20 protein-coding genes and 1 pseudogene are annotated in these 23,734 nt (G+C 72.5%); 13 read left to right on the top strand and 8 right to left on the bottom strand.

The genetic code is table 11. The features are described 5' to 3' along the window. Nucleotides 1-22 precede the first annotated feature (22 nt). Nucleotides 23-1,036: a LacI family DNA-binding transcriptional regulator gene (locus tag ACZ9QC_RS06425; protein ID WP_472919232.1), complete on the top strand. Its 1,014-nt coding sequence runs from the start codon at nucleotides 23-25 to the stop codon at nucleotides 1,034-1,036. 16 nt (nucleotides 1,037-1,052) lie between these two features. On the opposite strand, the gene ACZ9QC_RS06420 is transcribed toward ACZ9QC_RS06425, so the two are convergent. The 3 genes from ACZ9QC_RS06420 to ACZ9QC_RS06410 all read right to left on the bottom strand — a co-directional run bounded on the left by ACZ9QC_RS06420 (nucleotide 1,053) and on the right by ACZ9QC_RS06410 (nucleotide 5,604). Beyond that, nucleotides 1,053-3,503 (bottom strand): SpoIIE family protein phosphatase, encoded by a 2,451-nt coding sequence (locus ACZ9QC_RS06420; protein ID WP_472919231.1) that lies wholly within the window; start codon nucleotides 3,501-3,503, stop codon nucleotides 1,053-1,055. Between the two features lie 229 nt (nucleotides 3,504-3,732). After that, entirely contained in the window at nucleotides 3,733-4,740 is a 1,008-nt protein-coding gene (locus ACZ9QC_RS06415; RefSeq protein WP_472919230.1) for a Gfo/Idh/MocA family protein, read from the bottom strand. Nucleotides 4,741-4,842: 102 nt separating this feature from the next. Then, entirely contained in the window at nucleotides 4,843-5,604 is a 762-nt protein-coding gene (locus ACZ9QC_RS06410; protein ID WP_472919229.1) for an SDR family oxidoreductase, read from the bottom strand. A gap of 251 nt (nucleotides 5,605-5,855) precedes the next feature. Here ACZ9QC_RS06410 and ACZ9QC_RS06405 point away from each other — a divergent pair, with 251 nt between their 5' ends. Beyond that, nucleotides 5,856-6,896 carry a LacI family DNA-binding transcriptional regulator gene (locus ACZ9QC_RS06405; RefSeq protein ID WP_184901737.1) on the top strand — a complete coding sequence of 347 codons (1,041 nt, stop codon included), beginning with the start codon at nucleotides 5,856-5,858 and terminating at the stop codon, nucleotides 6,894-6,896. 82 nt (nucleotides 6,897-6,978) lie between these two features. Here the strand turns inward: ACZ9QC_RS06405 and ACZ9QC_RS06400 are convergent, their stop codons facing one another. After that, on the bottom strand, nucleotides 6,979-8,172 hold the full coding sequence (locus ACZ9QC_RS06400) for an acyl-CoA dehydrogenase family protein (RefSeq protein WP_472919228.1): 1,194 nt from the start codon (nucleotides 8,170-8,172) through the stop codon (nucleotides 6,979-6,981). Between the two features lie 91 nt (nucleotides 8,173-8,263). Here ACZ9QC_RS06400 and ACZ9QC_RS06395 point away from each other — a divergent pair, with 91 nt between their 5' ends. Beyond that, nucleotides 8,264-8,872, top strand: a complete 609-nt coding sequence (locus ACZ9QC_RS06395) for a TetR/AcrR family transcriptional regulator (RefSeq protein WP_472919227.1) — start codon at nucleotides 8,264-8,266, stop codon at nucleotides 8,870-8,872. Here the strand turns inward: ACZ9QC_RS06395 and ACZ9QC_RS06390 are convergent. Next, nucleotides 8,869-9,861: a GlxA family transcriptional regulator gene (locus ACZ9QC_RS06390; protein WP_472919226.1), complete on the bottom strand. Its 993-nt coding sequence runs from the start codon at nucleotides 9,859-9,861 to the stop codon at nucleotides 8,869-8,871. The two genes, ACZ9QC_RS06395 and ACZ9QC_RS06390, sit on opposite strands and share 4 nt — an antisense overlap. 93 nt (nucleotides 9,862-9,954) lie before the next feature. Here ACZ9QC_RS06390 and ACZ9QC_RS06385 point away from each other — a divergent pair, with 93 nt between their 5' ends. Next, nucleotides 9,955-10,887: an NADP-dependent oxidoreductase gene (locus tag ACZ9QC_RS06385; RefSeq protein WP_472921614.1), complete on the top strand. Its 933-nt coding sequence runs from the start codon at nucleotides 9,955-9,957 to the stop codon at nucleotides 10,885-10,887. A 51-nt stretch (nucleotides 10,888-10,938) separates the two neighbouring features. Here the strand turns inward: ACZ9QC_RS06385 and ACZ9QC_RS06380 are convergent, their stop codons facing one another. After that, on the bottom strand, nucleotides 10,939-11,790 hold the full coding sequence (locus ACZ9QC_RS06380; protein ID WP_472919225.1) for a CDP-alcohol phosphatidyltransferase family protein: 852 nt from the start codon (nucleotides 11,788-11,790) through the stop codon (nucleotides 10,939-10,941). Between the two features lie 106 nt (nucleotides 11,791-11,896). On the opposite strand from ACZ9QC_RS06380, the gene ACZ9QC_RS06375 reads away from it, so the two are divergent. From ACZ9QC_RS06375 to ACZ9QC_RS06355, 5 genes and pseudogenes are all read left to right on the top strand, one after another. Continuing rightward, nucleotides 11,897-12,919: a zinc-dependent alcohol dehydrogenase gene (locus ACZ9QC_RS06375; protein ID WP_472919224.1), complete on the top strand. Its 1,023-nt coding sequence runs from the start codon at nucleotides 11,897-11,899 to the stop codon at nucleotides 12,917-12,919. Between the two features lie 127 nt (nucleotides 12,920-13,046). Further along, the gene (locus ACZ9QC_RS06370; protein ID WP_472919223.1) at nucleotides 13,047-13,445 is read left to right on the top strand and encodes a 6-pyruvoyl trahydropterin synthase family protein; all 399 of its coding nucleotides are present in this window, start codon (nucleotides 13,047-13,049) and stop codon (nucleotides 13,443-13,445) included. After that, nucleotides 13,442-14,719, top strand: coding sequence for a glycosyltransferase family 4 protein (locus ACZ9QC_RS06365; RefSeq protein ID WP_472919222.1), 1,278 nt, complete (start codon nucleotides 13,442-13,444; stop codon nucleotides 14,717-14,719). The genes ACZ9QC_RS06370 and ACZ9QC_RS06365 overlap by 4 nt, the downstream gene beginning before the upstream one ends. Continuing rightward, complete coding sequence (locus ACZ9QC_RS06360) at nucleotides 14,716-15,750, top strand: class I SAM-dependent methyltransferase (protein ID WP_472919221.1); 1,035 nt, start codon at nucleotides 14,716-14,718, stop codon at nucleotides 15,748-15,750. Before ACZ9QC_RS06365 ends, ACZ9QC_RS06360 begins: the two co-directional genes overlap by 4 nt. Next, nucleotides 15,747-17,249 (top strand): annotated as a pseudogene (locus ACZ9QC_RS06355) (lysylphosphatidylglycerol synthase transmembrane domain-containing protein); the annotation flags it as partial. The gene ACZ9QC_RS06360 and the pseudogene ACZ9QC_RS06355, both read left to right, overlap by 4 nt. Nucleotides 17,250-17,368: 119 nt before the next feature. On the opposite strand, the gene ACZ9QC_RS06350 reads toward ACZ9QC_RS06355, so the two are convergent. Further along, nucleotides 17,369-18,148 carry a creatininase family protein gene (locus ACZ9QC_RS06350; protein WP_472919220.1) on the bottom strand — a complete coding sequence of 260 codons (780 nt, stop codon included), beginning with the start codon at nucleotides 18,146-18,148 and terminating at the stop codon, nucleotides 17,369-17,371. A gap of 78 nt (nucleotides 18,149-18,226) precedes the next feature. On the opposite strand from ACZ9QC_RS06350, the gene ribA reads away from it, so the two are divergent. The 4 genes from ribA (at nucleotide 18,227) to ACZ9QC_RS06330 (ending at nucleotide 22,414) form a co-directional block, all read left to right on the top strand. Then, the gene (gene ribA / locus ACZ9QC_RS06345) at nucleotides 18,227-18,886 is read left to right on the top strand and encodes a GTP cyclohydrolase II (protein ID WP_472919219.1); all 660 of its coding nucleotides are present in this window, start codon (nucleotides 18,227-18,229) and stop codon (nucleotides 18,884-18,886) included. Between the two features lie 186 nt (nucleotides 18,887-19,072). Further along, nucleotides 19,073-20,218 (top strand): NAD(P)/FAD-dependent oxidoreductase, encoded by a 1,146-nt coding sequence (locus ACZ9QC_RS06340; protein ID WP_472919218.1) that lies wholly within the window; start codon nucleotides 19,073-19,075, stop codon nucleotides 20,216-20,218. Continuing rightward, entirely contained in the window at nucleotides 20,215-21,255 is a 1,041-nt protein-coding gene (locus tag ACZ9QC_RS06335) for a saccharopine dehydrogenase (protein WP_472919217.1), read from the top strand. Before ACZ9QC_RS06340 ends, ACZ9QC_RS06335 begins: the two co-directional genes overlap by 4 nt. A gap of 7 nt (nucleotides 21,256-21,262) precedes the next feature. Then, on the top strand, nucleotides 21,263-22,414 hold the full coding sequence (locus ACZ9QC_RS06330; RefSeq protein ID WP_472919216.1) for a saccharopine dehydrogenase family protein: 1,152 nt from the start codon (nucleotides 21,263-21,265) through the stop codon (nucleotides 22,412-22,414). Between the two features lie 71 nt (nucleotides 22,415-22,485). Here the strand turns inward: ACZ9QC_RS06330 and ACZ9QC_RS06325 are convergent, their stop codons facing one another. After that, nucleotides 22,486-23,712 (bottom strand): serine hydrolase domain-containing protein, encoded by a 1,227-nt coding sequence (locus tag ACZ9QC_RS06325; RefSeq protein WP_472919215.1) that lies wholly within the window; start codon nucleotides 23,710-23,712, stop codon nucleotides 22,486-22,488. Nucleotides 23,713-23,734: the final 22 nt, after the last annotated feature.

Below are 23,734 nucleotides of genomic sequence, written 5' to 3'. Positions count from 1 at the left end.
AGGGGGAGGGGTCCATATGGTCATGGCAGGGGATCCGCCGCGTCGCCATCCCACACTCGATGCCGTGGCCGCGCTCGCGGGGGTCTCCCGCTCCGTGGCCTCCCGGGTGCTCAACAACGCGCCGCACGTCAGCCGGGGGAAACGCGAGGCCGTCGAGCGGGCCGTCCGGCAGCTCGGTTACGTGCCCAATCCGACGGCCCGCGCGCTGGCCACCCGCCAGACGGGAGCGGCCGCGCTGGTCGTCTCGGGCGAGGATCCGTCGATCTTCGCGGACCCCTTCTTCGCCCAGGTGATCGTGGGGGCGTCGGCCGCGCTGGAGGAGGCCGACCTGCATCTGATGCTGTGTCTGGCCGCGACCGACCGGGGCCGCAGACGGGTGGAGGAGCTGCTGCGCGGCAAGGGCGCCGACGGCGTCATGCTGATGGCGCTGCGCGAGAACGATCCGCTGGCGCGGACGGCGGAGGCGGCGGAGATGCCGGTGGTGTTCGGTGGCCGCCCCGTCGGTTCGGACCCCCGCTGGTACGTGGACGTCGACAACACCGGCGGAGCGCGCGAGGCCACCGAGTACCTGCTCTCCCAGGGCCGCAACCGGGTGGCCGCGATCTGCGGGCCGCTGGACACCGAGGTGGGCCGCGCGCGGTACCGCGGCTACCGGGACGCGATGCTGGCCGCCGGGCGCGAACCGTTCCCGCCGTACGAGGGCGACTTCACGGAGCCCGGCGGGGCCGCCGTCATGGCCGCGCTGCTGGCGGAACACCCGGATGTGGACGCGGTGTTCGCCGCCAACGACAACATGGGGGCGGGGGCGCTGCGCACCCTGCGGGGGGCGGGGCGGCCGGTTCCCGACGACGTCGCCGTGGTCGGGTTCGACGACCTGGCCGTGGCCCGGATCGCCGATCCGCCGCTCACCACCGTCCACCAGCCGATAACGGCTCTCGGACGGGAGACGGCGCGCATGCTCGTCGCGCTCGTCAACGGGCAGGACCCCACCCCGCTGATCCTGCCCACGCGCCTGGTCGTCCGCTCCAGCGCCTGAGAGCGGCTCGGACTCGTCAAGGCTCCGGAGGGGTGAGGGCCTGCGCGCACCAGATCGTCTTTCCGTCGGTGGTGTGCCGGGTGCCCCACCCCTGCGTGAGCTGGGCGACGAGCAACAGGCCCCGGCCGCCCTCGTCGAAGGCCCGGGCCCGGCGCAGATGCGGGGCCGTGTTACTGGAGTCGGAGACCTCGCAGATCAGAGCCGTGTCACGGATCAGCCGCAGCCTGATCGGCGGCTCGCCGTATCTGATGGCGTTGGTCACCAGCTCGCTGACGACCAGTTCGGTGATGAACGCCGCCTCGGCCAGACCCCACGCCTCCACCTGGTCGACGGCCGCCTGCCGGGCCTGCTGCACCTGCGCGAAGTCGGCCTCGACGTCCCAGTCGGCGACATGGTGGGGGTCCAGCGCGTGCGTGCGAGCGAGCAGCAGGGCCGCGTCGTCGGTACGGCGATCGGGCAGGAGCATGGCGTCCATCACCGTGTCGCAGAGGGTCTCCAGTGACGTCGCGGAAGGCCGCAGGACCCGCAGCAGCTCGGCGATCCGCTGGTCCACGTCGCGTTCGCGGCTCTCCACCAGGCCGTCGGTGTACAGGGCGAGCAGACTGCCCTCGGGGAGCTCTACCTCGGTCGCCTCGAAGGGCAGCCCGCCGATGCCGAGCGGCGGCCCCGGCTGTGCCGGTACGGGCATGCTGGTGCCGTCCGGGAAGACGACCAGCGGCAGCGGATGGCCGGCGCTCGCCACCGTGAAACGGCGCGAGACCGGGTCGTAGACGGCGTACAGACAGGTGGCCCCTGACTCGCCGGTCGGCTGGAAGTGCCCGCCGGGCTGGTGGTCGCTGGCGAGGTGCAGGACCAGATCGTCCAGATGGGTGAGCAGCTCGTCCGGCGGCAGGTCCACGTCGGCGAGGGTGCGTACCGCCGTGCGCAGCCGGCCCATGCTGGCCGACGCGTGCAGGCCGTGCCCCACGACATCGCCGACGACCAGGGCCACACGGGCGCCGGACAGCGGAATGACGTCGAACCAGTCACCGCCCACCTCCGAGCCGGTCCCGGCGGGCAGATAGCGGGAGGCCACCTCGACCGCCTCCTGGCTCGGCAGCCGCTGAGGCAGCAGGCTGCGCTGCAGGGTCAGCGCGGTCGTGCGCTCGCGTGAGTACCGGCGGGCGTTGTCGATGGCCACGGCCGCCTTGGCGCTCAGCTCTTCGGCGAGGATCAGATCGTCGGCGGTGAACGCCTCGGGCCGGTCCCTGCGGGAGAACACGACGACACCGAGCAGCGCGCCGCGCGCCCGTAGCGGCACGGTGATCCGGCCGGTCAGTCCGTCCTCGGCGAGCGACTCGTCGACCACCGGGTTGCCCGGCGGCCAGTGGGCCGGGTCGGCGGCGAGCCCCGGGCCGAACGCCCATTCGCCGCCTTGCCCGGACGGCGCGGTCAGCTCGACCGTGGACCTGCCGGTGGCCATGCAGCGGGCGGCCACGGAACCGGCGGCGTGGCTGACCGGCTTGGGTGGCTCGGGGAGGGAGGAGCCGTCGTCCCTCGCGCTGTGCTGTGCGGCGCGGCTGAGCGTGAGGGCCTCGCGGGGGCTGAACGCGGATGGTGAGGGCGGCTCCTCCCCGCGCAGCACCTCGTCGAAGAGGTCCACGGTGACAAGATCGACGAATCCCGGTACGGGCGTCCTGGCCAGCTCCTCGGCCGTGCCGATCACGTCGAGTGTCCGGCCGATTCCGCTGCTGGCCTCGTTGAGGAGGAGCAGGCGCTGCCGGGCCCAGTACTCGGCGCTCATGTCGAATCCCCAGTTGGCGACCGCGCGGACCGTGCCCTCGGCGTCCCGGACGGGCCAGATGCTGGTGGCCCAGGCATTGGCGTAGTCACTGCCGCGCGGGCGGAAGACGGTGATGAGACGCGTGGCCTCGCCCGTCCTCGCCACTTCGGCGAGCGCGTCGGTGTAGGGCTTGTCGTCCCGTTCGGGGAACAGGGAGCGGTCGAACTCCGGAAACAGCTCGCGGTACTTCTTGCCGAGCACCTGCTCCTCGGTGTGCGCGATCACCCGGCCGGAGGAGGCGTTGATCCACAGGAACCGCAGCTCAGGGTCGTAGACACCCAGCGCGAAGGGACACTGCTCAAAGGCCCGGTCGGCGATCACCGGGCGGCGCCCCCAGCGTTGCACGGTCAGGACGTGGCCCAGCGCCCGGCTGTCGGTGCCGTGCAGGGGGTGGACCGCCATCACGGCGTCCAGCGTGGAACCGTCCCGGTGGCGGAGGGGGACGAACCCCGTGGGGTCGGGGACGCCATGGTCCTTCGGGAAGCCGGGCGGTACGGGATCGGCCAGCAGCTCGGCCACCGGGCGCCCGACGGTGTCCGCCGCCGTCCAGCCCAGCAGCAGTGTGGCTCCCTCGCTCCAGCCGCTCACCACGCCGTCCGCGTCGACCACCACGGCGGCGGTGGGGGCATCCTGCTGGTCGGCCATTTCCACGCAACATGCCTCCGTCCGGACAGCCGTCCCGTCAGGGCTGGATTCCAGCGGCTGCTTTCCAGCGGCCGTTTTCCAGCGTAGATCCGCCCCCGCACTCCGGCGCTCCGACCGGTGCGGTCGGGGTCGCCGGGAGGCGGGGGCGGTGGGATGCCGGGGCGGAGGCGGTGCGGACGCCGGGGATGCCTGGGGCCGGGTGGGGGCGTGCCGGGCGCCCCGGTGCTGCTCAGGCCTCCTTGCGGACCTCCTCCAGCCGTACCGGGCGGCGCTCGGCCACGGACAGGGTCGCCGCTTCGGCGATCCAGCTGGCCTCCAGGGCGTCCGCGACCGTGCAGGGCGAGGTGCGGGTGCCGGCGACGACCTCGGTGAACGCGGTGAGCTCGGCGCGGTAGGCGCCGGTGAAGCGGTCCATGAAGAAGGTGTGCGGGACGCCGGAGGGGAAGGTCACCCCGGGCTCGGCGGAGCGCAGCGGGAGCTGGGTGTCGAGGCCGGCGGCGATGCTGTCCTTCATGCCGTGGACCTCCAGACGGACGTCGTAGCCCCGGGCGTTGTGACGGGTGTTGGAGATGACGCCGATGGTGCCGTCGTCGAAGGTCAGGAGCGCGGACGCCGTGTCGACGTCACCCGCCTCCTTGATGTACTCCGCTCCCTTGTTGCCACCCGTCGCGTACACCTCGACGACCTCACGGCCGGTCACCCAGCGCACCACGTCGAAGTCGTGCACCGCGCAGTCGCGGAAGATGCCGCCCGACACCGCGACATAGGCCGCCGGCGGCGGGGCGGGGTCGAGGGTGGTCGACCGTACGGTGTGCAGCGTGCCCAGCTCACCGCTGAGGACGGCCTCGCGGGCGGTCACACAGCCCGCGTCGAAGCGGCGGTTGAAGCCGATCTGCGCCTCGATGCCGCTCTCGCGCACGGCGCGCAGCACGGTCAGGCTCTCCTCGACCGTCTTCGCCACCGGCTTCTCGCAGAACACCGGGACGCCCGCCTCGACGGCGGCCAGGATCAGCCCCGGGTGCGCGTCGGTGGCGGCGGTGATCACGACACCGTCGATCCCCGAGGCGAACACCGCCTCGGGCGAATCGACCACGGTGGCGCCGAACTTCTCGCCGGCCGCCAGCGCCGCGGCGGCCACCGGGTCGGAGACCACCAGCTCCTCCACGACGTCCAGTCCGGCGAGAGTCCCGGCGTGGAAGGCGCCGATGCGGCCCAGCCCCAGGATGCCAATGCGCATGACGAGTGTCCCTTTCGAAAGTGCAGATGAAACAGGTGGGAAGCAGGTGGGAAGCAGGTGGGAAGCGAGTGGGGAGCGGGTGGGAAGCAGGTGTGGAGCGGGTCAGTCCGAGGCGCCCGGGACGTTCTGGTCCCAGTCGATCACCGAGCCGGTGACCACGCCGCTGCGGTCGGACAGGAGGAAGACGACGAAGTCGGCGATCTCGTCGACCTGGCCCAGCCTGCCCATCGGCAGGCGCTCGGCGGCCCGCTCGCGCCAGTCGTCGCCCGCGTCGTGGAACTCGCGCTGGATCGCGTCCTCGCCCTCGGTCTCCGTCCAGCCGATGTTGAGGTCGTTGATCCGGATCCGGTTCCAGCGGTGGGCGTGGGCGGCGTTGCGGGTGAGGCCGGCCAGACCGGCTTTCGCGGCGGAGTACGGGGCCAGGAACGGCGGGCCGCCGTGCGCGCAGTTCGAGCCGATGTTGACGATCGTGCCGGGCTCCGAGCGGGCCACCAGGTGCTGGACCACGGCCTGCATGGCGAAGAACGGGGCGCGCAGGTTGATCGCGATGTGCGCGTCGAACAGCTCGGGCGAGGTGTCGAGGAGGGAGCCGCGTGAGGTCAGGCCGGCCGCGTTGACGAGGCTGTCGACCCGGCCGTGCGCGGCGACGACCTGGTCCACGGCGCCGCGCACCTGCGCGGGGTCCGTCAGGTCGGCCCGGACGAAGCAGGCGCCGGTGTCCGCCGCGAGCCGCTCGCCGACCTCGGCGCGGCGGCCCGTGAACGCGACGGTCGCGCCCTCGCGCAGGGCCGCGCGGACGACGCCCGCGCCGACGCCCTGGCTGCCGCCGTTGACGAGGACGACCTTGTCCTCCAGTAGTGCCATCTGGGGGTGCTTCCTTTCGATCGGCTCAGGCGGTCCGTGCCGGGACCTGCGGCGGTCCCGGTCGCCTCGGTCTCGTACGCCTTTCACAGCGCCCTCGCCTCTGTCAGTCTTGGGGGCGCGGGGCCCCTCGTACAACCCGCAGCGGACCATCAAAAACCCATCATCCGATCCACCGCCGGCCCCGCTCCGATCCACCGCCGGCCCCGCTCCGATTCACGGCCGACCCATCGAGATCCAGGACACACACCCCCATGGCGCACCCCTACACGATCCGTGAGATCGCCCGGCAGGCCGGGCTGAGCCAGGCCACGGTCGACCGGGTCCTCAACGGCCGGGGCGGGGTGCGCGAGAGCACCGCCCGTGAGGTCCACCAGGCCGTGCGGGACCTGGACCGGCAGCGGACGCAGGTGCGCATCGGCGGCCGTACGTTCATGGTCGACATCGTGATGCAGACCCCGGACCGGTTCTCCACGGCGGTCCGTGAGGCGCTGGAGGCCGAGCTGCCGTCCCTGCACCCGGCGGTCGTGCGCTCCCGTTTCCACTTCCGGGAGACGGGGTCGGCCTCGGAGATGGTGCGGGTGCTCGACCGGATCGGGCGGCGCGGCTCGCAGGGCGTGATCCTCAAGGCGCCGGACGTCCCGGAGGTCACCGCCGCCGTCGAACGTCTGGTCGCGGCCGGGATCCCGGTGGTCACCTTCGTGACCGACCTGCCGAGCAGCCCGCGCGGCGCGTACGTCGGCATAGACAACCGGGCCGCCGGGGCGACCGCCGCGTATCTGCTGCGGCAGTGGCTCGGCGACCGGCCGGGCGCCGTGCTGGTGACGCTCAGCCGCAGCTTCTACCGCAACGAGGAGGAGCGCGAGATGGGGTTCCGCGGGGTGATGCGGGCGGTCGCGCCGCGACGGGCCCTGGTGGAGGTCACCGACAGCGACGGCCTCGACGCGACCCAGCGGGACCTCGTCCTCGACGCGCTGGAGCGGGAGCCGGGGATCGCCGCCGTCTACTCCATCGGCGGCGGCAACACCGCGACGCTCGACGCGTTCGCCGCGCTCGGGCGTGAGCCGCACGTCTTCGTCGCCCACGACCTCGACCACGACAACACCCGGTTGCTGCGCGAGCACCGGCTCTCCGCCGTGCTCCACCACGACCTTCGCCAGGACGTCCGCCGCGCCTGCCAGGTGATCATGCGCGCCCACCAGGCCCTGCCCGACGAGGGGCCGTTCCTTCCGTCGGCGATCCAGGTGGTGACGCCGTACAACATGCCGCCCGGGGCCGGCGCGGTCACCGGTTAGCGCGGCCGGCCGCGCGACGAGCCGACGCCCCGGCCGCTCCTGCGGCTCCTCGGCTTCAGCGGCCCCGGTGGCTCCTGCGGTCTCAGCGGCTCAGGCTGCGGCTGATGACCAGGCGTTGGATCTGGTTGGTGCCCTCGAATATCTGCATGATCTTCGCCTCCCGCATGTAGCGCTCCACCGGGAAGTCGCGGGTGTAGCCGTAGCCGCCGAGCACCTGGACCGCGTCGGTGGTGACCTTCATGGCGGCGTCGGTGGCGATGAGCTTGGCGACGCTCGCCTGTCGTCCGAAGGGGAGACCGGCGTCGCGGCGGCGGGCCGCGTCGAGGTAGGTGGCGCGCGCGGAGTCGACGGCGGCGGCCATGTCGGCGAGCAGGAACGCCAGGCCCTGGTGGTCGATGATCTTCCGGCCGAACGTGGTGCGCTCGCCCGCGTAGTCGACGGCGGCGTCCAGGGCGGCCTGCGCGAGACCGGTGGCGCAGGCGGCGATCCCCAGGCGGCCGGAGTCGAGGGCGCTGAACGCGATCTGCAGGCCCTGCCCCTCGGCGCCGATCAGCCGGTCGGCCTCCAGCAGTGCTCCGTCCCAGTAGGCGGAGGTGGTCGGGATGCCCTGCAGGCCCATCTTCCGCTCCGGCACGCCGAAGGACAGGCCCTCGGCGGAACCGGGAGCGAGGAAGCAGGAGATGCCGCCGCTTCCGGACGCGACGCGGGCTCCTGGCGTGCCACCGGCTCCGGGCCCGGCGTCGGCTCCGGGAGCGACGCGGGCGAACAGCGCGTAGAAGTCGGCCTTCCCGCCGTGGGTGATCCAGGCCTTGGTGCCGGTGACGCGGTAGCCGGCGTCGGTGCGTTCCGCCTTGCAGGCGAGGGCCGCGGCGTCGGAGCCGGCCTGCGGTTCGGAGAGGCTGTAGCCGCCGACCAGTTCGCCGCCCAGCATGTCCGGCAGCCAGCGCTGCTTCTGGGCCTCGGTGCCGAAGGCGTTCAGCGGGTGGCAGGCCAGGGTGTGCACGCTGGTGGCCACGGCGACGGCTGCCCACCGGGCCGCCAGTTCCTCCAGCACCTGGAGGTAGACCTCGTACGGCTGGGAGCCGCCGCCGTACTCCTCCGGATACGGCAGGCCGAGCAGTCCGGCCTTGCTCAGGATGGCGAAGAGGCCCTCGGGGTACTCCTCGGTGCTTTCGTGCCGCTCGACCCGGGTGGCGAGCTCGCGGTCGGCGAGGTCGCGGACGAGCGCGATCAGATCTTCCGCTTCCTCGGTGGGCAGCATGCGGTCGACGGCCATGTCGAACTCCATCCGATTCTCGAAGCGGTACTCAAGGCGGTACTTCAGTACCGCTTAGAGTAGCGCATGGTCGGCCTGGGATACTGATCGAATGACTGAGACCTCCGCCGTGGGCACCCCGAAGCTGACCCGGCGCGGCGCGGCCCGCCGGTCGGAGCTGTTCGAGGATCTGGTGGCCCTGTTGATCGCCGAGGGTTTCGCTCAGTTCACGCTGGACGACCTCGCCGCCCGGCTGCGCTGCTCCAAGCGCACGCTGTACGGGCTGGCCGGCAGCAAGGAGCAGTTGGTCCGCGCCGTCGTGGTGCACTTCTTCCGGGGTGCCACCGCGCGGGTGGAGGCCGCGCTGGAGGCCGAGCCCGACCCCGCCGGACGTCTGGCCGCCTACCTGGGCGCGGTCGCCGCCGAACTCGCGCCCGTCTCGCCGACCTTCTTCGACGACGTGGCCGCGTTCGAACCCGCGGCCGAGGTGTACGAGCGCAATACACGCGCCGCGGCCGCCCGGGTCCAGCAGCTGATCGACGAGGGTGTGGCGGCCGGTGTGTTCCGCGAGGTCCACGTGCCCTTCGCCGCCGAGGTCATCACCTCGGTGATGGTCCGCATCCAGCAGCGCCAGGTGGTCGCGGCGACGGGCCTGGACGACGCCGGCGCCTACGCCCACCTCGCCGACCTGCTCCTGCGGGGCCTCACCCGGACCCCCTAGGTGGGCGCATCAGCCCCGGTGGGTACGTCCGTCCGTGCCCGGAACGTGCGCCGATACGTCAGCGGTGACACCCCGATCGCCGCGTGCAGATGCTGGCGCAGCGACGTGCCGGTGGCGAAGCCGACGTGGCCCGCGATCTCGTCGACCGGGAGGTCGGTGGACTCCAGGAGGTGCCGGGCGCGGGCCACCCGCTGTTGCACGAGCCAGCGGCCGGGGCTCATGCCGACCTCGTCGTTGAAGCGGCGTGCGAAGGTGCGCAGGCTCATCCGGGCGTGCTCGGCGAGGTCGGCCAGGGCGAGCGGGGCGTCGAGGTGTTCGAGGGCCCACTGCCGGGTGGCGGCGGTGCCGTTGGCGGGGTTCTGGGGGACCGGCTGCTCGATGTACTGGGCCTGACCGCCCTCCCGCCACGGCGGCACCACGCAGCGGCGGGCGACCCGGTTGGCGACCTCGCTGCCGTGGTCCCTGCGCACGAGGTGCAGACAGAGGTCGATGCCGGAGGCGGCGCCGGCCGAGGTCAGGATGTCGCCGTCGTCGACGAACAGGACGTCGGGGTCCAGGTCGACCCGCGGGAAGCGGCTGCGGAACGCCTCGGCCAGCGCCCAGTGCGTCGTCGCGGGCCTGCCGTCGAGGAGTCCCGCCGCGGCGAGGACGAACGCGCCCGTGCAGATGGACACCACCCGGGTGCCGGGCCGGATCCGTGCCAGCGCCGCCGCCACGGGCTCCGGCAGCTCCGCCGAGACCAGCAGCGCCGCCGTGGGGGAGAGGCCGAACGAGGGGACGATCACGGTGTCGGCGGTGTCCAGCGCCTCGGGCCCGTGGTCCACGGCGATGGCGAAGTCGGCCGCCGAACGCACCGGGCGGCCGTCCGGGGTGCAGGTCAGCACCTCGTAGAGACCTTCGGTCGCGTCGAAGATGCGGCTCGGGACGCCGAGTTCGAAGGGGTAGACCCCGTCGAGCGCGAGGACCACCACCCGGTGCGGGGATGTCATACGACCAGTGTGGCACGATCCCATCGAATGATGGCCATCCTGCCATTGTCGTGTTCGTCGGGCCCCAGCAGGCTGGACCGCATGACACGAATCATGCGAGCCATGACCCAGGACTCCTTCGGCGGGCCGGAGGTGCTGAGGGAGGCCCGACTGCCCCGCCCGGTGCCGAGGATGAGCGAGATCCTCGTCCGGGTGCACGCGGCCGGCGTCAACCCGACCGACTGGAAGAACCGCTCCTTCGGACTGTGGCACCCCGACCCGCTGCCCGTGCTCGGCTGGGACGTCTCGGGCGTCGTCGAGGAGGTCGGCCTGGGCGTCACCCTCTTCGAGCCGGGCGACGAGGTGTTCGGGATGCTGCCCTACCCGGATGGGGCGGGCGCGTACGCCGAGTACGCCAAGGGTCCGACCCGGGCCTTCGCCCGCAAGCCGTCGACCGTCGACCACGTTCAGGCGGCCGCCCTGCCGCTGGCCGCGCTCACCGCGTACCAGGCGCTCGTCGACACCGCCGACGTACGGTCCGGGCAGCGCGTCCTGATCCACGCCGCCGCCGGGGGAGTGGGCCATCTCGCCGTGCAGATCGCCAAGGCGCGCGGCGCGCACGTCATCGGTACGGCCAGCGCGGGCAAGCACGAACTGCTGCGCGACCTCGGGGCCGACGAGCTGATCGACTACCGGACCACGGACTTCGCCGAGGTGGTCCGGGACGTGGACGTCGTGCTGGACACCCTCGCGGGGGACGTCCGCACCCGTTCCCTGGACGTGCTGCGTCGGGGCGGAACCCTCGTCTCCATCCTGCCGGTCGGCGGGGAGGAGGACGCGGAGAAGGCCGCCGCACTGGGCGTACGGCTGGAGAAACTGCTGGTCGAGGCCGACCACGGGGGCATGCGGGCCATCGCCGGACTCGTCGAGGAGGGCAGGCTGCGGGCCCATGTCGAGGCGACCTTCCCCCTCGCCGAGGCGGCCAAGGCGCACGCGCTGGGGGAGACCGACCGGACGACCGGGAAGATCGTCCTCACGGTCCGCTGAGTCCCGGAGTCGTACTCCGCTCAGCTCGGAACCGCCGCGTCACGGTCCCGCTCAGCTCGTGACGAGCTCGGCCGTGCGGCGCTCGACGGCCGTCACGACGGCGGTCTCCATGGCCACGGTCACCGTCCCGTTCACGGTCGCCGTGGCCATCGCCTCGTTCACCGTCGCCGTGGCCGAGTGCTCGCGGAGGCCCTCACGGTTGCGGAACAGCCAGACGACGTCCCGCCCGAACGACCAGAGCAGCGAGCCCAGCGCCAGCGCGACCAGGCCGAAGCCCGCCGCGTACGGCAGCAGACCGGAAGCGGCGACCAGCAGGAACACACCCTGGACGGCGGCGACGGTCTTGCGGGCCATGCTGTGCGGCAGGGAGTTGTTCAGCCACGGGGCGACCTTGGCGGCGGCCACGAACACGTACCGCATCAGACCGATCAGCAGCACCCACGGGCCCATCGACATGGAGACGTACACGCTCAGCACCAGGATCAGGAACGCGTCGACCTCCATGTCGAAGCGGGCGCCCAGCGCGGTCGAAGTCCCCGTCCGGCGGGCCACCTTGCCGTCGACGCCGTCGAGGATCAGCGCGACGGCCGTCAGACCGACGAAGAGCGAGACGGGCGGCGAGCTCTGGAAGGAGTCGGCGACCAGCGCGGTGACGGCGCCGACGAGTATCGCCCGCCCGAGCGTGACACGGTTGGCGGGGCCGAAGGTACGGGTCCGGGTACGCAGCAGGGCGCGGTTGAGAACCGCCCAGGTGGCGAGCCCGAAGGCCAGCCCGGTCAGCCAGCCCGCCGGGCCCAGTCCGATCGCCGTGCCCAGGAAGGCGAGGAGCAGCACCTGGGCGCCCGCGCCCACCGTCGTCTCCGAGAGCAACAGCCGGCCGTCGTATGTGTTGATCAGGGCCACCGCATACCTTCCGAACGTGTGACAAGTGGATCATCGCCGCGTACCGTGTCCGCGACTCCCACCGCTGCGTACGTGGCGAACCGCTCGACCGTTCACGGAGACGCACATGAAACCGACAGCCAATGCCTTCTGGCTACGCTCACCCGGCCACGGCGAGATCCGTGAGGAGACCCTCGCCGCACCCGCCGACGGCGAGGTCCTGGTCCGCGCGCTGTACTCAGGGGTCAGCCGGGGCACGGAGACGCTCGTGTTCCACGGCCGAGTGCCCGAGAACCAGCGCGCGACCATGCGCGCGCCCTTCCAGGAGGGCGACTTTCCCGCGCCCGTGAAGTACGGCTACCTCAGCGTCGGGCGGGTGGAAGAGGGGCCCGACGCACTGGTCGGCCGGACCGTCTTCTGCCTGTATCCGCACCAGAGCCGCTACGTCGTTCCCGTGAGCGCCGTCACCGTCGTGCCGGAGTCCGTCCCGGCGGCACGTGCCGTCCTGGCCGGGACCGTGGAGACCGCCGTCAACGCCCTGTGGGACGCCGCGCCCCGGATCGGCGACCGGATCGCCGTCGTCGGTGGTGGCATGGTCGGCTGCTCGGTCGCCGCGCTCCTCGCGCGCTACCCGGGCGTGCGCGTCCAGCTCGTCGACGCGGACCCGGCGCGCGCCGCCATCGCCCACGCCCTCGGCGTCGACTTCGCCCTGCCCGACGAGGCACTGGGCGAGTGCGACCTCGTCGTGCACGCCAGCGCCAGCGAACAGGGCCTCGTACGCTCCCTCGAACTCCTCGCCGCCGAGGGCACGGTCGTCGAGCTGAGTTGGTACGGCGACCGACGGATCGCCCTGCCGCTCGGCGAGGCCTTCCACTCGCGCCGGCTCACCATCCGCAGCAGCCAGGTGGGAACCGTCTCCCCGGCCGCCCGCGTCGGACGGACGTACGCGGACCGGCTGGCGCTCTCCCTCGAACTCCTCGCCGACGCCCGCTTCGACGCCCTCGTCACCGGGGAGTGCGCCTTCGAGGAACTCCCCGAGGTCATGCCGAAGCTGGCGAGCGGAGAACTCCCGGGGATGTGCCACCGGGTGCGCTACGACGCCGAGTCAGCCGTCGAGCTTGGTGTTACGGTTCGCCCCACCCGCCCCTGAACTGCCCGAACGGAACGCTGACCTCCGAAGAAACCGGAAAACTCGGCTGAACAACGGGTAGGGAGCAGCCGTACTACACGGCATGCCCCGGCCCGGGGGCAGACGTACCGCACTGGAGGGTCGTCCGTTGTTCAGCATCACCGTTCGCGATCACATCATGATCGCCCACAGTTTCCGCGGGGAGGTCTTCGGACCCGCGCAGCGCCTGCACGGCGCCACGTTCCTCGTGGACGCCACCTTCCGGCGCGCCGAACTGGACGACGACAACATCGTCGTAGACATCGGGCTGGCCACCCAGGAGCTCGGTGCCGTGGTGAGCGAGTTGAACTACCGCAACCTCGACAACGAGCCCGCCTTCGCCAACACCAACACCTCCACGGAGTTCCTGGCCAAGGTGATCGCCGACCGCCTCGCCGAGCGGATCCACAAGGGCGCTCTCGGGGAGAACGCCAAGGGCATCGCGGCCCTCACGGTCACCCTGCACGAGTCCCACATCGCCTGGGCGAGTTACGAGCGTGCCCTGTGACCGATGTGACCATCGACCGGGCGGCCGGCACCACCGCCCAGACTGCCGGTGCCGTGGCCCAGGCGAACGGGGGCGCCCACGTGAAGGGCGGGGTCCAGGCGAACGGGGGAGAGCAAGTGAGGCTCGGCTATGTGCCCGTGCAGAACGCGGCACTGAAGAACGCCGCGATCATCCCCATGTCGCTGCGTACCGTGCACTTCGTGATGCCGGGCGGCGTCGACGACCCCACCCGGCCCAGCGGCGGCAACGCCTACGACCGCCGGATCTGCCTCGATCTGCCCGGCTTCGGCTGGCAGGTGCACAAGCACGCGATCGACGGCAGCTGGCCGCGCCCGGGGGACACGGCTCGCGCCGAACTCGCCCGGACGCTGAGCGAACTCCCCGACGGCACGGTCGTCCTCCTCGACGGACTGGTCGCCTGCGGTGTCCCCGAGATCATCCTGCCCGAGGCCGAACGCCTCTGCCTGGCCGTGCTGGTGCACCTGCCGCTCGGCGACGAGACCGGCCTGGAGCCCGAACTCGCCGCCGAACTCGACGCCAGGGAACGCACCACTCTGCGGGGTGTGTCCGCCGTGATCGCGACCAGCGAATGGGCCGTCCGCAGACTCGTGTCACATCACGGGCTCGCCCCCGAGCGGGTCCATGTCGCCGCCCCCGGCGCCGACATCGCGCCCCTCGCCTCCGGCACCGACGGCGTCTCCCGGCTGCTGTGCGTGGCCGCGGTCACCCCGCGCAAGGGGCAGCACCGGCTGGTCGAGGCCCTCGCGACCGTCACCGAACTGCGCTGGAGCTGCGTGTTGGTGGGCGGTCTCGACCAGGACCCCGAGTACGTGGACCACATCCGCTCGCTCATCGCGAAGTTCGGCCTGAAGGACCGCTTCCACCTCGCCGGACCGCAGGCGGGCGCGGAACTCGACGCCAGCTACTCCGCCGCCGACCTGATGGTCCTCACCTCCTACGCCGAGACGTACGGCATGGCGGTCACCGAGGCGCTCGCGCGGGGGATCCCCGTACTGGCCACGGACGTCGGCGGTCTCCCCGAGGCCGTCGGCCGCGCCCCCGACGGCGGGGTGCCCGGCATCCTGGTCCCGCCGGAGAACCCCGCGGCCATCGCGGCGGAACTGCGCGGCTGGTTCGGGGAGGCCGACGTACGGCGTCGGCTGAAGGCCGCGGCGCGCGGGCGCCGGGCCGCGCTGGACGGGTGGGCGACCACCGCCCGCAGCCTCGCCCATGTGCTGGGCAGGCTGCGGCACGAACCTCGGAGGGCCGCATGACCACTTCAGCCGATATGACCGTGTCCGCGGGCGGGCCCCTGTCGACGGGCGGCCCGCTGCCCACCGGGGCGACCCCTTCGCCGGGCGCTTCGGCCGCCGCGGGATCGTCCGCCGCGGCCGGTGGGACCGCGGCCGCCGGCGGGTCCGCCGGCGGGGTGCTGAGCATGGCGGGACGCGGGGGAGACACACCGGCGCCCGAGGGCCACCAGTACGCGCCGCAGTGGCTGGAGTTGCGCGAGAGCGCCGACGCCGACGCCCGCGCGGCGGAACTGCTGGACCCGCTGCGGATCCGCCTCGCGAACCTGCCCGGCCGGGCCACCGGGCTGACCGTGCACGACCTCGGCTGCGGCACCGGCTCGATGGGGCGCTGGCTCGCGCCCCGGCTGGACGGCGCCCAGCGGTGGGTGCTGCACGACCAGGACCCCGACCTGCTGCGGCTGGCCGTCGCGCGGGCACCGCGTGCCGCCGCCGACGGCAGCCCGGTCACGGTCACCACGCGGCGCGGTGACATCGGACGGCTCACGGCAGCCGACCTCGACGGTGCCTCGCTGGTCACGGCGTCCGCGCTGCTCGACGTGCTCACAAGCGAGGAGATCGAGACGCTCGCGGCGGCCTGCGCGGGCGCCGGTGTCCCCGCGCTGCTGACGCTCTCGGTCGTGGGCCGGGTGGATTTCGCCCCAGCCCACCCCATGGACACCGAGATCGCCGAGGCGTTCAACGCCCACCAGCGCGCGAGCGATCTGCTCGGACCGGACGCGATCACCGTGGCCTGCGAGGCGTTCGCCCAGCGCGGCGCCACGGTCCGGGTCCACCCGAGCCCCTGGCAGCTCGACACCCGGCACACCGCCCTCGTCGAGGAGTGGCTGCGCGGCTGGGTCGGCGCCGCCTGCGAGCAGCGCCCCGAACTCACCGAGCGGGCCGAGGCGTACCTCCGCGACCGCCTCGCGGCCAACGCGGCCGGCGAACTCCGCGTCCTCGTCCACCACAGCGACCTCCTGGCGCTGCCCCGGCCGAGGGGCGGAGCCTCATGACGGCACCGGTGGAGGAGACGGTCGAGACCCACCCACCGGCGACGGGGGACCGCATACGCCTGAGCCCGCGTGGAGTCCGGGCTCGCGTGAAGGCGAGCACACCGGGCACGCGGGCGAGGCTGCGCACGCCGACGCCGGACGAGGCTTCGCGCGAACTGCCGCCCGCCGCTTCGGTACCGGGGGCGCGCATGCCGGAGCCGGGCTCTCGCGAGACCGCGGCCTCCACGACCGGCACCGACACGGACCTGGCGCACCGAATAGGCCGGGCGGACCGCGCGGCGGCCTCCCCGGCCGCGCCGGACGACCGAGCAGCGCTTCCGACGGCCGCCGACGCGGACCCGGTCGCCGCGCCGAACGCCGCCGACCGTGTCGGCTCCTCGGAGCCGACCGCCGCCTCGACGGCGGAGGCCCTGGTGCGGCCGACCGCCGAACCTGCGTCCGCCGAGAGGCATCAGGTCGCCGAGGCGAACGCGGCGGCGGTGGACGTGACCGACGCGGTGGACGTGTCGGACGAGTTGGCCGGTGGCCGGAGTCGGGGCGGGGCAGCGGCGGCTCGCGTCGAGGCGGTGCCGACGTCCGTCCAGGCAACCCCCGCGCACTCCCCGGCAGCCCGTGTGTCCGTGGTGGCCCCGGGCGACGTCGGCTCGGCGGACGGTCCCGTCGAGGCCACCCCCACCGCCAAGTTCCTCCGCGCCCTGCGCACCCACTTCGGCACCCTCGCCGGAACGGCGATCCTCGTGGTCGTGTTCTGGCGGATGGGCACCGGTGTGTTCGTGGACGGGCTGCGGCGGATCGACGGCGGGACGCTCGCGGCGGCGGTCGGGATCGGGGTGCTCACCACGGTGTTCAGCGCGTGGCGCTGGTGCGCCGTGACGAGGGCGCTCGGGCTCAGGCTGCCGCTCGGGCCCGCCGTCGCGGACTACTACCGGGCGCTGTTCCTCAACGCGGCGCTGCCCGGCGGTGTTCTCGGCGACGTGCACCGCGCGGTGCGGCACGGGCAGAGCTCAGGCGACATGGGCCGGGGCGTGCGCGCGGTGGTGATCGAGCGGACCGCGGGCCAGTTGGTGCTGGCGGCCGTGGGCGTAACGGTCCTGCTGGTGCTGCCGTCGCCCGTGCTGGAGGAGACCCGCCGCGCGGCCGGTGTGACGGCGCTCGCCGCGCTGGGCGCGCTCGCGATCTGGGCGGCGGTCCGGATGGGCCGCAGGCCGAGCGTGTCCGGCGGAGGTCGAGGCCGCCGGGTACGGGCCGCGCTCACCGAGGCGCGCGGCGTGCTGCTCCACCGCGACAGCGGCCCCGCCGTGCTGATCTCGTCCGTGGCGGTCCTGGCCGGATACGTGGCGACGTTCCTGCTCGCCGCGGACGTCGCCGGCTCCACCGCCGGCCCGCTGCAACTGCTGCCCCTCGCGCTGCTGGCCCTGATCGCCATGAGCCTGCCGCTCAACGTCGGCGGCTGGGGCCCCAGGGAGGGCGTCACCGCCTGGTCCTTCGGCGCCGCGGGCCTCGGCGCCTCGCAGGGCCTGACCGTGGCCGTCGTCTACGGTGTGCTCAGCTTCGCGGCCGCCCTGCCGGGAGCCCTCGTGCTCGTCGGGCGCTGGTACGGCTCCCTGCGGGCTCGCCGTCAGTCACCCGCGGGGGAGACCGGAGAGGGAACCGGATTCTCGCCCCAGGCGTCCGAGGCGACCAACGAGAAGTACGCTCCGAAGGATTCCACGAACCCCGCCAGCAACTCCTTCCCCTTCGTGGCGGACGCCAGGGACGGACGGCCGATCACACCGGAATCGGTGTAGGCCGACATACCGAGGGAGAGGAGATGACGGCGGTCGTCGGCAAGGAAATCGGTGGTCTCGTGACCGGGTCGGACCAATTCGGGATGGCAATGCAGAAGTATGGAGGTCTCAATTTCTCCCGCATGCATATCACTGAGCAACGAGGTCTGTACGCCCGCCCGTTCGCGTGCGGCGTCCCAGTCCTCCATCGCCGGGAAAAGTGCCATTCGATGTCCCGCCGCGGTGGATTCCTGGACGACATTGCCCAGAACATAATTCCCACCGTGTCCGTTCACCACCACCAGCGCCTCGACGCCCGACCGGCGCAGGGACGCGGCGATGTCGGTCACCATCGCGTGCAGCGTCGTCGCGGAGATGCTGACGGTGCCGGGCCAGGCAGCGTGCTCGTGCGAGCAGGCGATGGTCACGGGCGGCAGCAGGTGCACAGGGTACGCGTCGGCTATCTCCCGGGCTATCGCGCAGGCGACCAGCGTGTCGGTGGCCAGGGGCAGATACGGACCGTGCTGCTCGTAGCTGCCGACCGGGAGCACCGCGACCTGCCGGCCCGCCGCCGCCCCCCGCTCCCGGACGTCCGCGGTGGTGTCCGTCGGTACAAGACTCGAACTGCTCATCTTTTCACGGCCTTTCGTCTCTGCTGATGCTCCGTCATTTTCGCATGACGTCAGGACTCACCAGATAGGAACCAGATCATGACAGAAAATGTTGGTGTACTCGGCACGAATGCCAAGTCCTCCGGCGCCGTACGCGTGGTGAACGCCCCCCTGCCCACCACCTACGGCGACTTCGAGGCCGTAGGTTATCTCGACCAGGACCGCGGCGAAGAACAAGTGGCACTGGTGTACGGCGACATCAGCGGCGGTGAGGAAATTCTCATCCGGCTGCACTCGGAGTGCCTGACCGGTGACGCGTTCGGCTCCCAGCACTGCGAATGCGGCGAACAGCTCGACAGCGCGCTGCGGGCGATAGTCGCCGAGGGCCGCGGCATCCTCGTCTATCTGCGCGGCCACGAGGGCCGCGGTATCGGCCTGCTCGCCAAGCTCCAGGCGATGAAGCTCCAGGCGGAGGGCCTGGACACCGTCGAGGCCAACCTCGCGCTCGGCCTGCCGGTGGACGCCCGTGACTACCGGGTGGCGGCCGAGATGCTGCACGACCTCGGCGTACGGTCGGTCCGGCTGATGTCGAACAACCCCCGCAAGCGGGAGGCGCTGCTGCGCCACGGCATCAATGTCTCCGAGCAGGTGCCGCTGCTCATCACCCCGTGCGAGGACAACATCACCTACCTGCGCACCAAGCGCGAGCGGCTCGACCACTACCTGCCTCACCTGGACGCGGTGGTCCACTCGTCCTGAGCGCCGGGGTCCGCGCGGCGGCCGCCCCGGGGGTGACTCTCCGGCACCGGCCGCCGCGCCCGACCGCAGGTCCGCGCGCGCTGTCCCTTCGGGCAAGTACACCGGCGTCCCGCATGAACGTTCGCCCCGGGTGGAAGACCTGACTCCGTCGGGCATCTCGACCACGGTCGGACGAAGGGAGCGTTCGTGATCCGCAGCGCACGGGTCGTCGTCATCGGCGGAGGGGTCATCGGGACGAGCATCGCCTACCATCTGGCGGCCGCCGGAGTGGACGACGTCGTCCTCGTCGAACGCGACGAACTCGCCTCCGGATCGACGGCGAGGGCCGCCGGCGGGGTCCGCGCGCAGTTCTCCGACGAACTCAACATCCAGCTCGGCGCCCGGAGCCTGGAGGCGTTCGGCCGCTTCCGGCAGGAACTGGGCCACGACATCGGCCTGCACCGGGTCGGCTACCTCTTCCTCCTGACGACCCCCGACGAGGTCGCCCAGTTCGAGGCGGGCGTCCAGCTCCAGAACGACCTGGGTGTGCCCAGCCGCATGGTGGACCCCGAGGAGGCCCGGCGGCTCTCCCCGCTGATCTCCACCGAGGGTCTGCTGGCCGCCGCGTTCTCGCCCGACGACGGGCACTGCACCCCCGAGTCCGTGGTCCACGGCTACGCCGCCGGGGCCCGCCGCCACGGGGCGACCGTGCTGCGCAACTGCGAGGCCCTCGGCATCGAGACCTGGCGGGACACCATCACCGCGGTGGTCACCAGCAAGGGCCGCATCGTCACCGACACGGTCGTGTGCGCGGCCGGCGCCTGGTCCCGGTCCGTCGGCGCCATGGTCGGCGTCGACCTCCCGGTGGAACCCCTGCGCCGCCAGATCGCCGTCACCGAACCGGTCCCGGACCTCCCGCCGAACCTCCCCATGACGATCGACTTCACCAGCAGCCTCTACTTCCACACCGAGGGCCCCGGTCTGCTCGTCGGCATGTCCGACCCAGACGAACGGCCCGGCTTCGCCACCGACACCCACGACCGCTGGATCCCCCGCCTCTACGAGGCCATGCGGTGCCGCGCCCCCTCCCTGCTGGACCTGCGCCGCACGGGCGGCTGGGCGGGCCTGTACGAGATCACACCGGACCACAACGCCCTGATCGGCGAGGCCGGTTCCTGCTCCCGTTTCCTGTACGCGACCGGGTTCTCCGGCCACGGATTCCTCCAGGGCCCGGCGGTCGGCGAGGTGGTCCGCGACCTGTATCTGGGCCGCGTACCCTTCGTCGACATCAGCCCCTTGAACGTCGACCGGTTCACGGCCGACGCGTTGCGCCCGGAGGCCAACCTCGTATGACCGATCTCCACTTGTGGCTCCGCCACGAGACCCGCACCACCGAACGCCGCACCCCGATCGTGCCGTCCGACGCCCGGCGGCTCGTCGAGAACGGCGTACGGATCACCGTCGAGGACTCCCCTCAGCGGATCTTCCCCAGGGAGGAGTACGAGGCGGCCGGCTGCCAGGTCGCCGACCCGGGCTCCTGGGTGTCGGCGTCGGCGCGCGCGGTGATCGTGGGCCTCAAAGAACTGCCGGACGAACCAGGCGAACTGACACACCGCCATATCTTCTTCGGCCACGCCTACAAGGGGCAGCCCGGCGCCGAGGCGCTGCTGCGCAGGTTCGCGGCCGGGGGCGGGGCGCTGCTCGACCTGGAGTACCTGGTGGACGAGCAGGGCCGCCGGCTCGCCGCCTTCGGCTTCTGGGCGGGCTATCTGGGCGCGGCCCTGGCCGTGCTCCACCACCGGGGCGCGCTCCGGGCTCCGCTCGTCCCCACCACCAAGGAGGCGATGGAGGCCGAACTCCGCGCATCGCGGGGAACCTTGACCGCGCTGGTGATCGGCGCCCTGGGGCGCAGCGGCCGAGGGGCGCGGGTCGCCCTCGAAGAGGCGGGCGTCGAGCCGACCTGCTGGGACCTGGCGGAGACCCGCGACCTGGACCGGCCGGCCCTGCTGGCCCACGACTTGATGGTCAACACCGTCCTGACGACCAGCCCGGTGCCGCCGTTCCTGACGGACAAGGACCTCGACGAGCCGGACCGCCGGCTCCGTACCCTCTCGGACGTCACGGTCGACGTCGGCTCACCCGTGAACGTCCTGCCGGTCTACGACACGACCACCGAATGGGACCGCCCGGTACGGCGGTTGCGCGAACACCCCCCGCTCGATCTCATCGCCATCGACAACCTGCCCTCCCTGCTGCCCCGCGAGGCGAGCACCGACTTCTCGGCCGCGCTGCTGCCGCAGCTGCTGGACTTCGAGACGGGTGGGGCCTGGGGGCGCTGCCTGGACCGATTCCGCAAGGCGAGTGACGAACTGGGCCTCACAGAAGGGTAGTTGCCCGATGACCGAGGTGGTCCCCGCGAGCGGCACCATCCACTGGGTCGGTGCCGGCCTGTCCACGGGCAGCGGCCTGGCGGCGCTGTGCGGCGCCGCCGCCCGGGTACGGCTGTGGCACCGCACCGAGGAACGCGCCGCGCGGGCACTGGCCGCACGGGGACTGACGGGCCGGGCCGAGCCCCGTGCGTACACACTGCCCGCGCTCGCGGCGGACCTCGCCCCGGGAGACGTGGTGGTCTCCATGCTCCCGGCGCCGGACCACGCCCCGCTGCTCGCCGCCTGCGTGGGGGCGCGGGCCCACTTCGCCTGCTCCAGCTATGTCTCGGACGGGGTCCTGGAACAGATACCGGCGGCCGAGGCGGCGGGCGTCACCGTCCTCACCGAGACCGGCCTGGACCCGGGCGTGGACCACCTCTTCGCGCACAGCCTGATCGACCGCGCCACCCGGGCGATCGGCCCGGAGACCGCCGCCACGTACAGCCTCACCTCGTACTGCGGCGGCGTCCCGGCCGTCCCCAACGACTTCCGGTACCGCTTCAGCTGGGCCCCGGCGGGCGTCCTGAACGCCCTGCGCTCACCGGCCCGTTACATCGAGGACGGTGCCGAGACGACGGCCGACCGCCCCTGGACGGCCACCCGGCCGCACGTCGTCGACGGCGAGACCTTCGAGGCCTACCCCAACCGCGACAGCGTCCCCTTCGTCACCCAGTACGGCCTGCCTCCGGCCTGGAGACCGAGCACCTTCGTCCGCGGCACCCTCCGTCTCGACGGCTGGCTCGCCGCCTGGGCCCCGGTCTTCGCGGAACTCGAACGCGGCGACGACCTGCGCATCGCCGAACTGGCGAAGGAACTGGCGGCGCGCCACCCGACGACCGACGCCGACCGCGACCGGGTCGTCCTCACGGTCTCCCTCGACGTACGCGCCGACTCGGGCGAGCGCTGGTCCGGCCGCTACCTCCTCGACGCGACAGGCACCGAGGAGGAGAGCGCGATGGCCCGCCTGGTGTCCCGCCCCCTCGCCCTGGGAGTGGGACACATCCTGGACGGCTCACTGCCGGCGGGGTTGAGCCGGGCGGCGGAGACCGGGGAGCGCTCGCGGGCGTGGCTCGCCGAACTGGCGCAGGCCGGCGTGGAGTTCACAGTGCGTGAGGACTAGGGCCCTTCTGATGTGCGGCTCCGCCGCGTGGGCGCGACAAGCCCCCACCGGGCCGCGGACGGACCACGATCTCAGCCCACCACGGCCTCATGCACGAACCGCTTCAAGTCCGGATACACCGAGAACGACGACCGCCTCCGCACCTGCGTCATGAACTGCACCGTCAGGTCCCGCCGGGGATCCACCCAGAAGATCGTCGTCGCGGCCCCGGTCCACCCGAACGTCCCCAGGGAGGACGGGCACTCCGTCACCGTGGGGTCGATGACGACGGAGACCCCGAGCCCGAAACCGACGCCCACGTTCCCCGGCTGCCGGTGGAACGCGCTGCCGTACGTATGGATGTCGGCACCGCCCGGCAGCTGATTCGTGGCCATCATGTCGACGGACTCGGCGGACAGCAGCCGTACGCCGTCGAGTTCACCGCGTCGCCGCAGGAACTCGGCGAACCGGTGGTAGTCCCGGGCGGTGGCGACCATCCCGCCGCTGCCGGAGAGGAAGCGCGGCCGCCCGCGCACCGGGAGGCCGGGCACCGGCGCGATCGAGCCGTCCTCCTGCTCGCCGTACAACTCGGCCAACCGCTCCGCCTGTTCGGGGGTCACCTGGAAGCCCGCGTCCGTCATGCCGAGCGGGCCGAGGATCCGCTCGGCGAAGAACGCGTCGAGGTCCTGCCCCGACACCACCTCCACGATCCGGCCGAGGACATTGGTGGAGACCGAGTAGTTCCACCGCGCGCCCGGCTCGAACTGCAGGGGCAGGCGCGCGTACTCCGCGATCGTCTGCGCCAGGGTGGCACCCGGCCGTACGGAGTTCTCCAGGCCCGCGTCGCGGTAGAGCGCGTCCACCGGGTGGTCGTAGTAGAAACCGAAGGTCAGGCCCGAGGTGTGGGTCATCAGATGGCGCACGAGGAGGGGCCGCTCCGCCGGGCGGGTCCGGACGTCGGCGCCCTCACCGGACTCGTAGACGCGGGGCTCGGCGAACTCCGGGAGGTGCCGGGAGACCGGGTCGTCGAGCGACAGCCGTCCCTCCTCGACCAGTATCAGCGCGGCGACGGACGTGACCGGCTTGGTCATGGAGTACACCCGCCACAGCGTGTCCGTCTCGACGGGCAGCCCCGCCGCGCGGTCGCGCAGGCCGTAGGTCGTGAGGTGGGCGACGCGACCGCCGCGGGCGAGGGAGAGGAGGTATCCGGGCAGGCGCCCCTCGTCGACCTGGAGGGCGAGGTACTCGTCCAGGCGGGCCAGGGTCTTCTGGTCGAGGCCGGCCTCGCGCGGTTCGACCTCTCGGCGCAGTCGTTCCATGGTGCTTCTCCTCCGGTGGCCC

This window comes from Streptomyces sp. HUAS MS02, from assembly GCF_055702265.1.
This window is presented reverse-complemented; position numbering and strand designations above follow the sequence as displayed.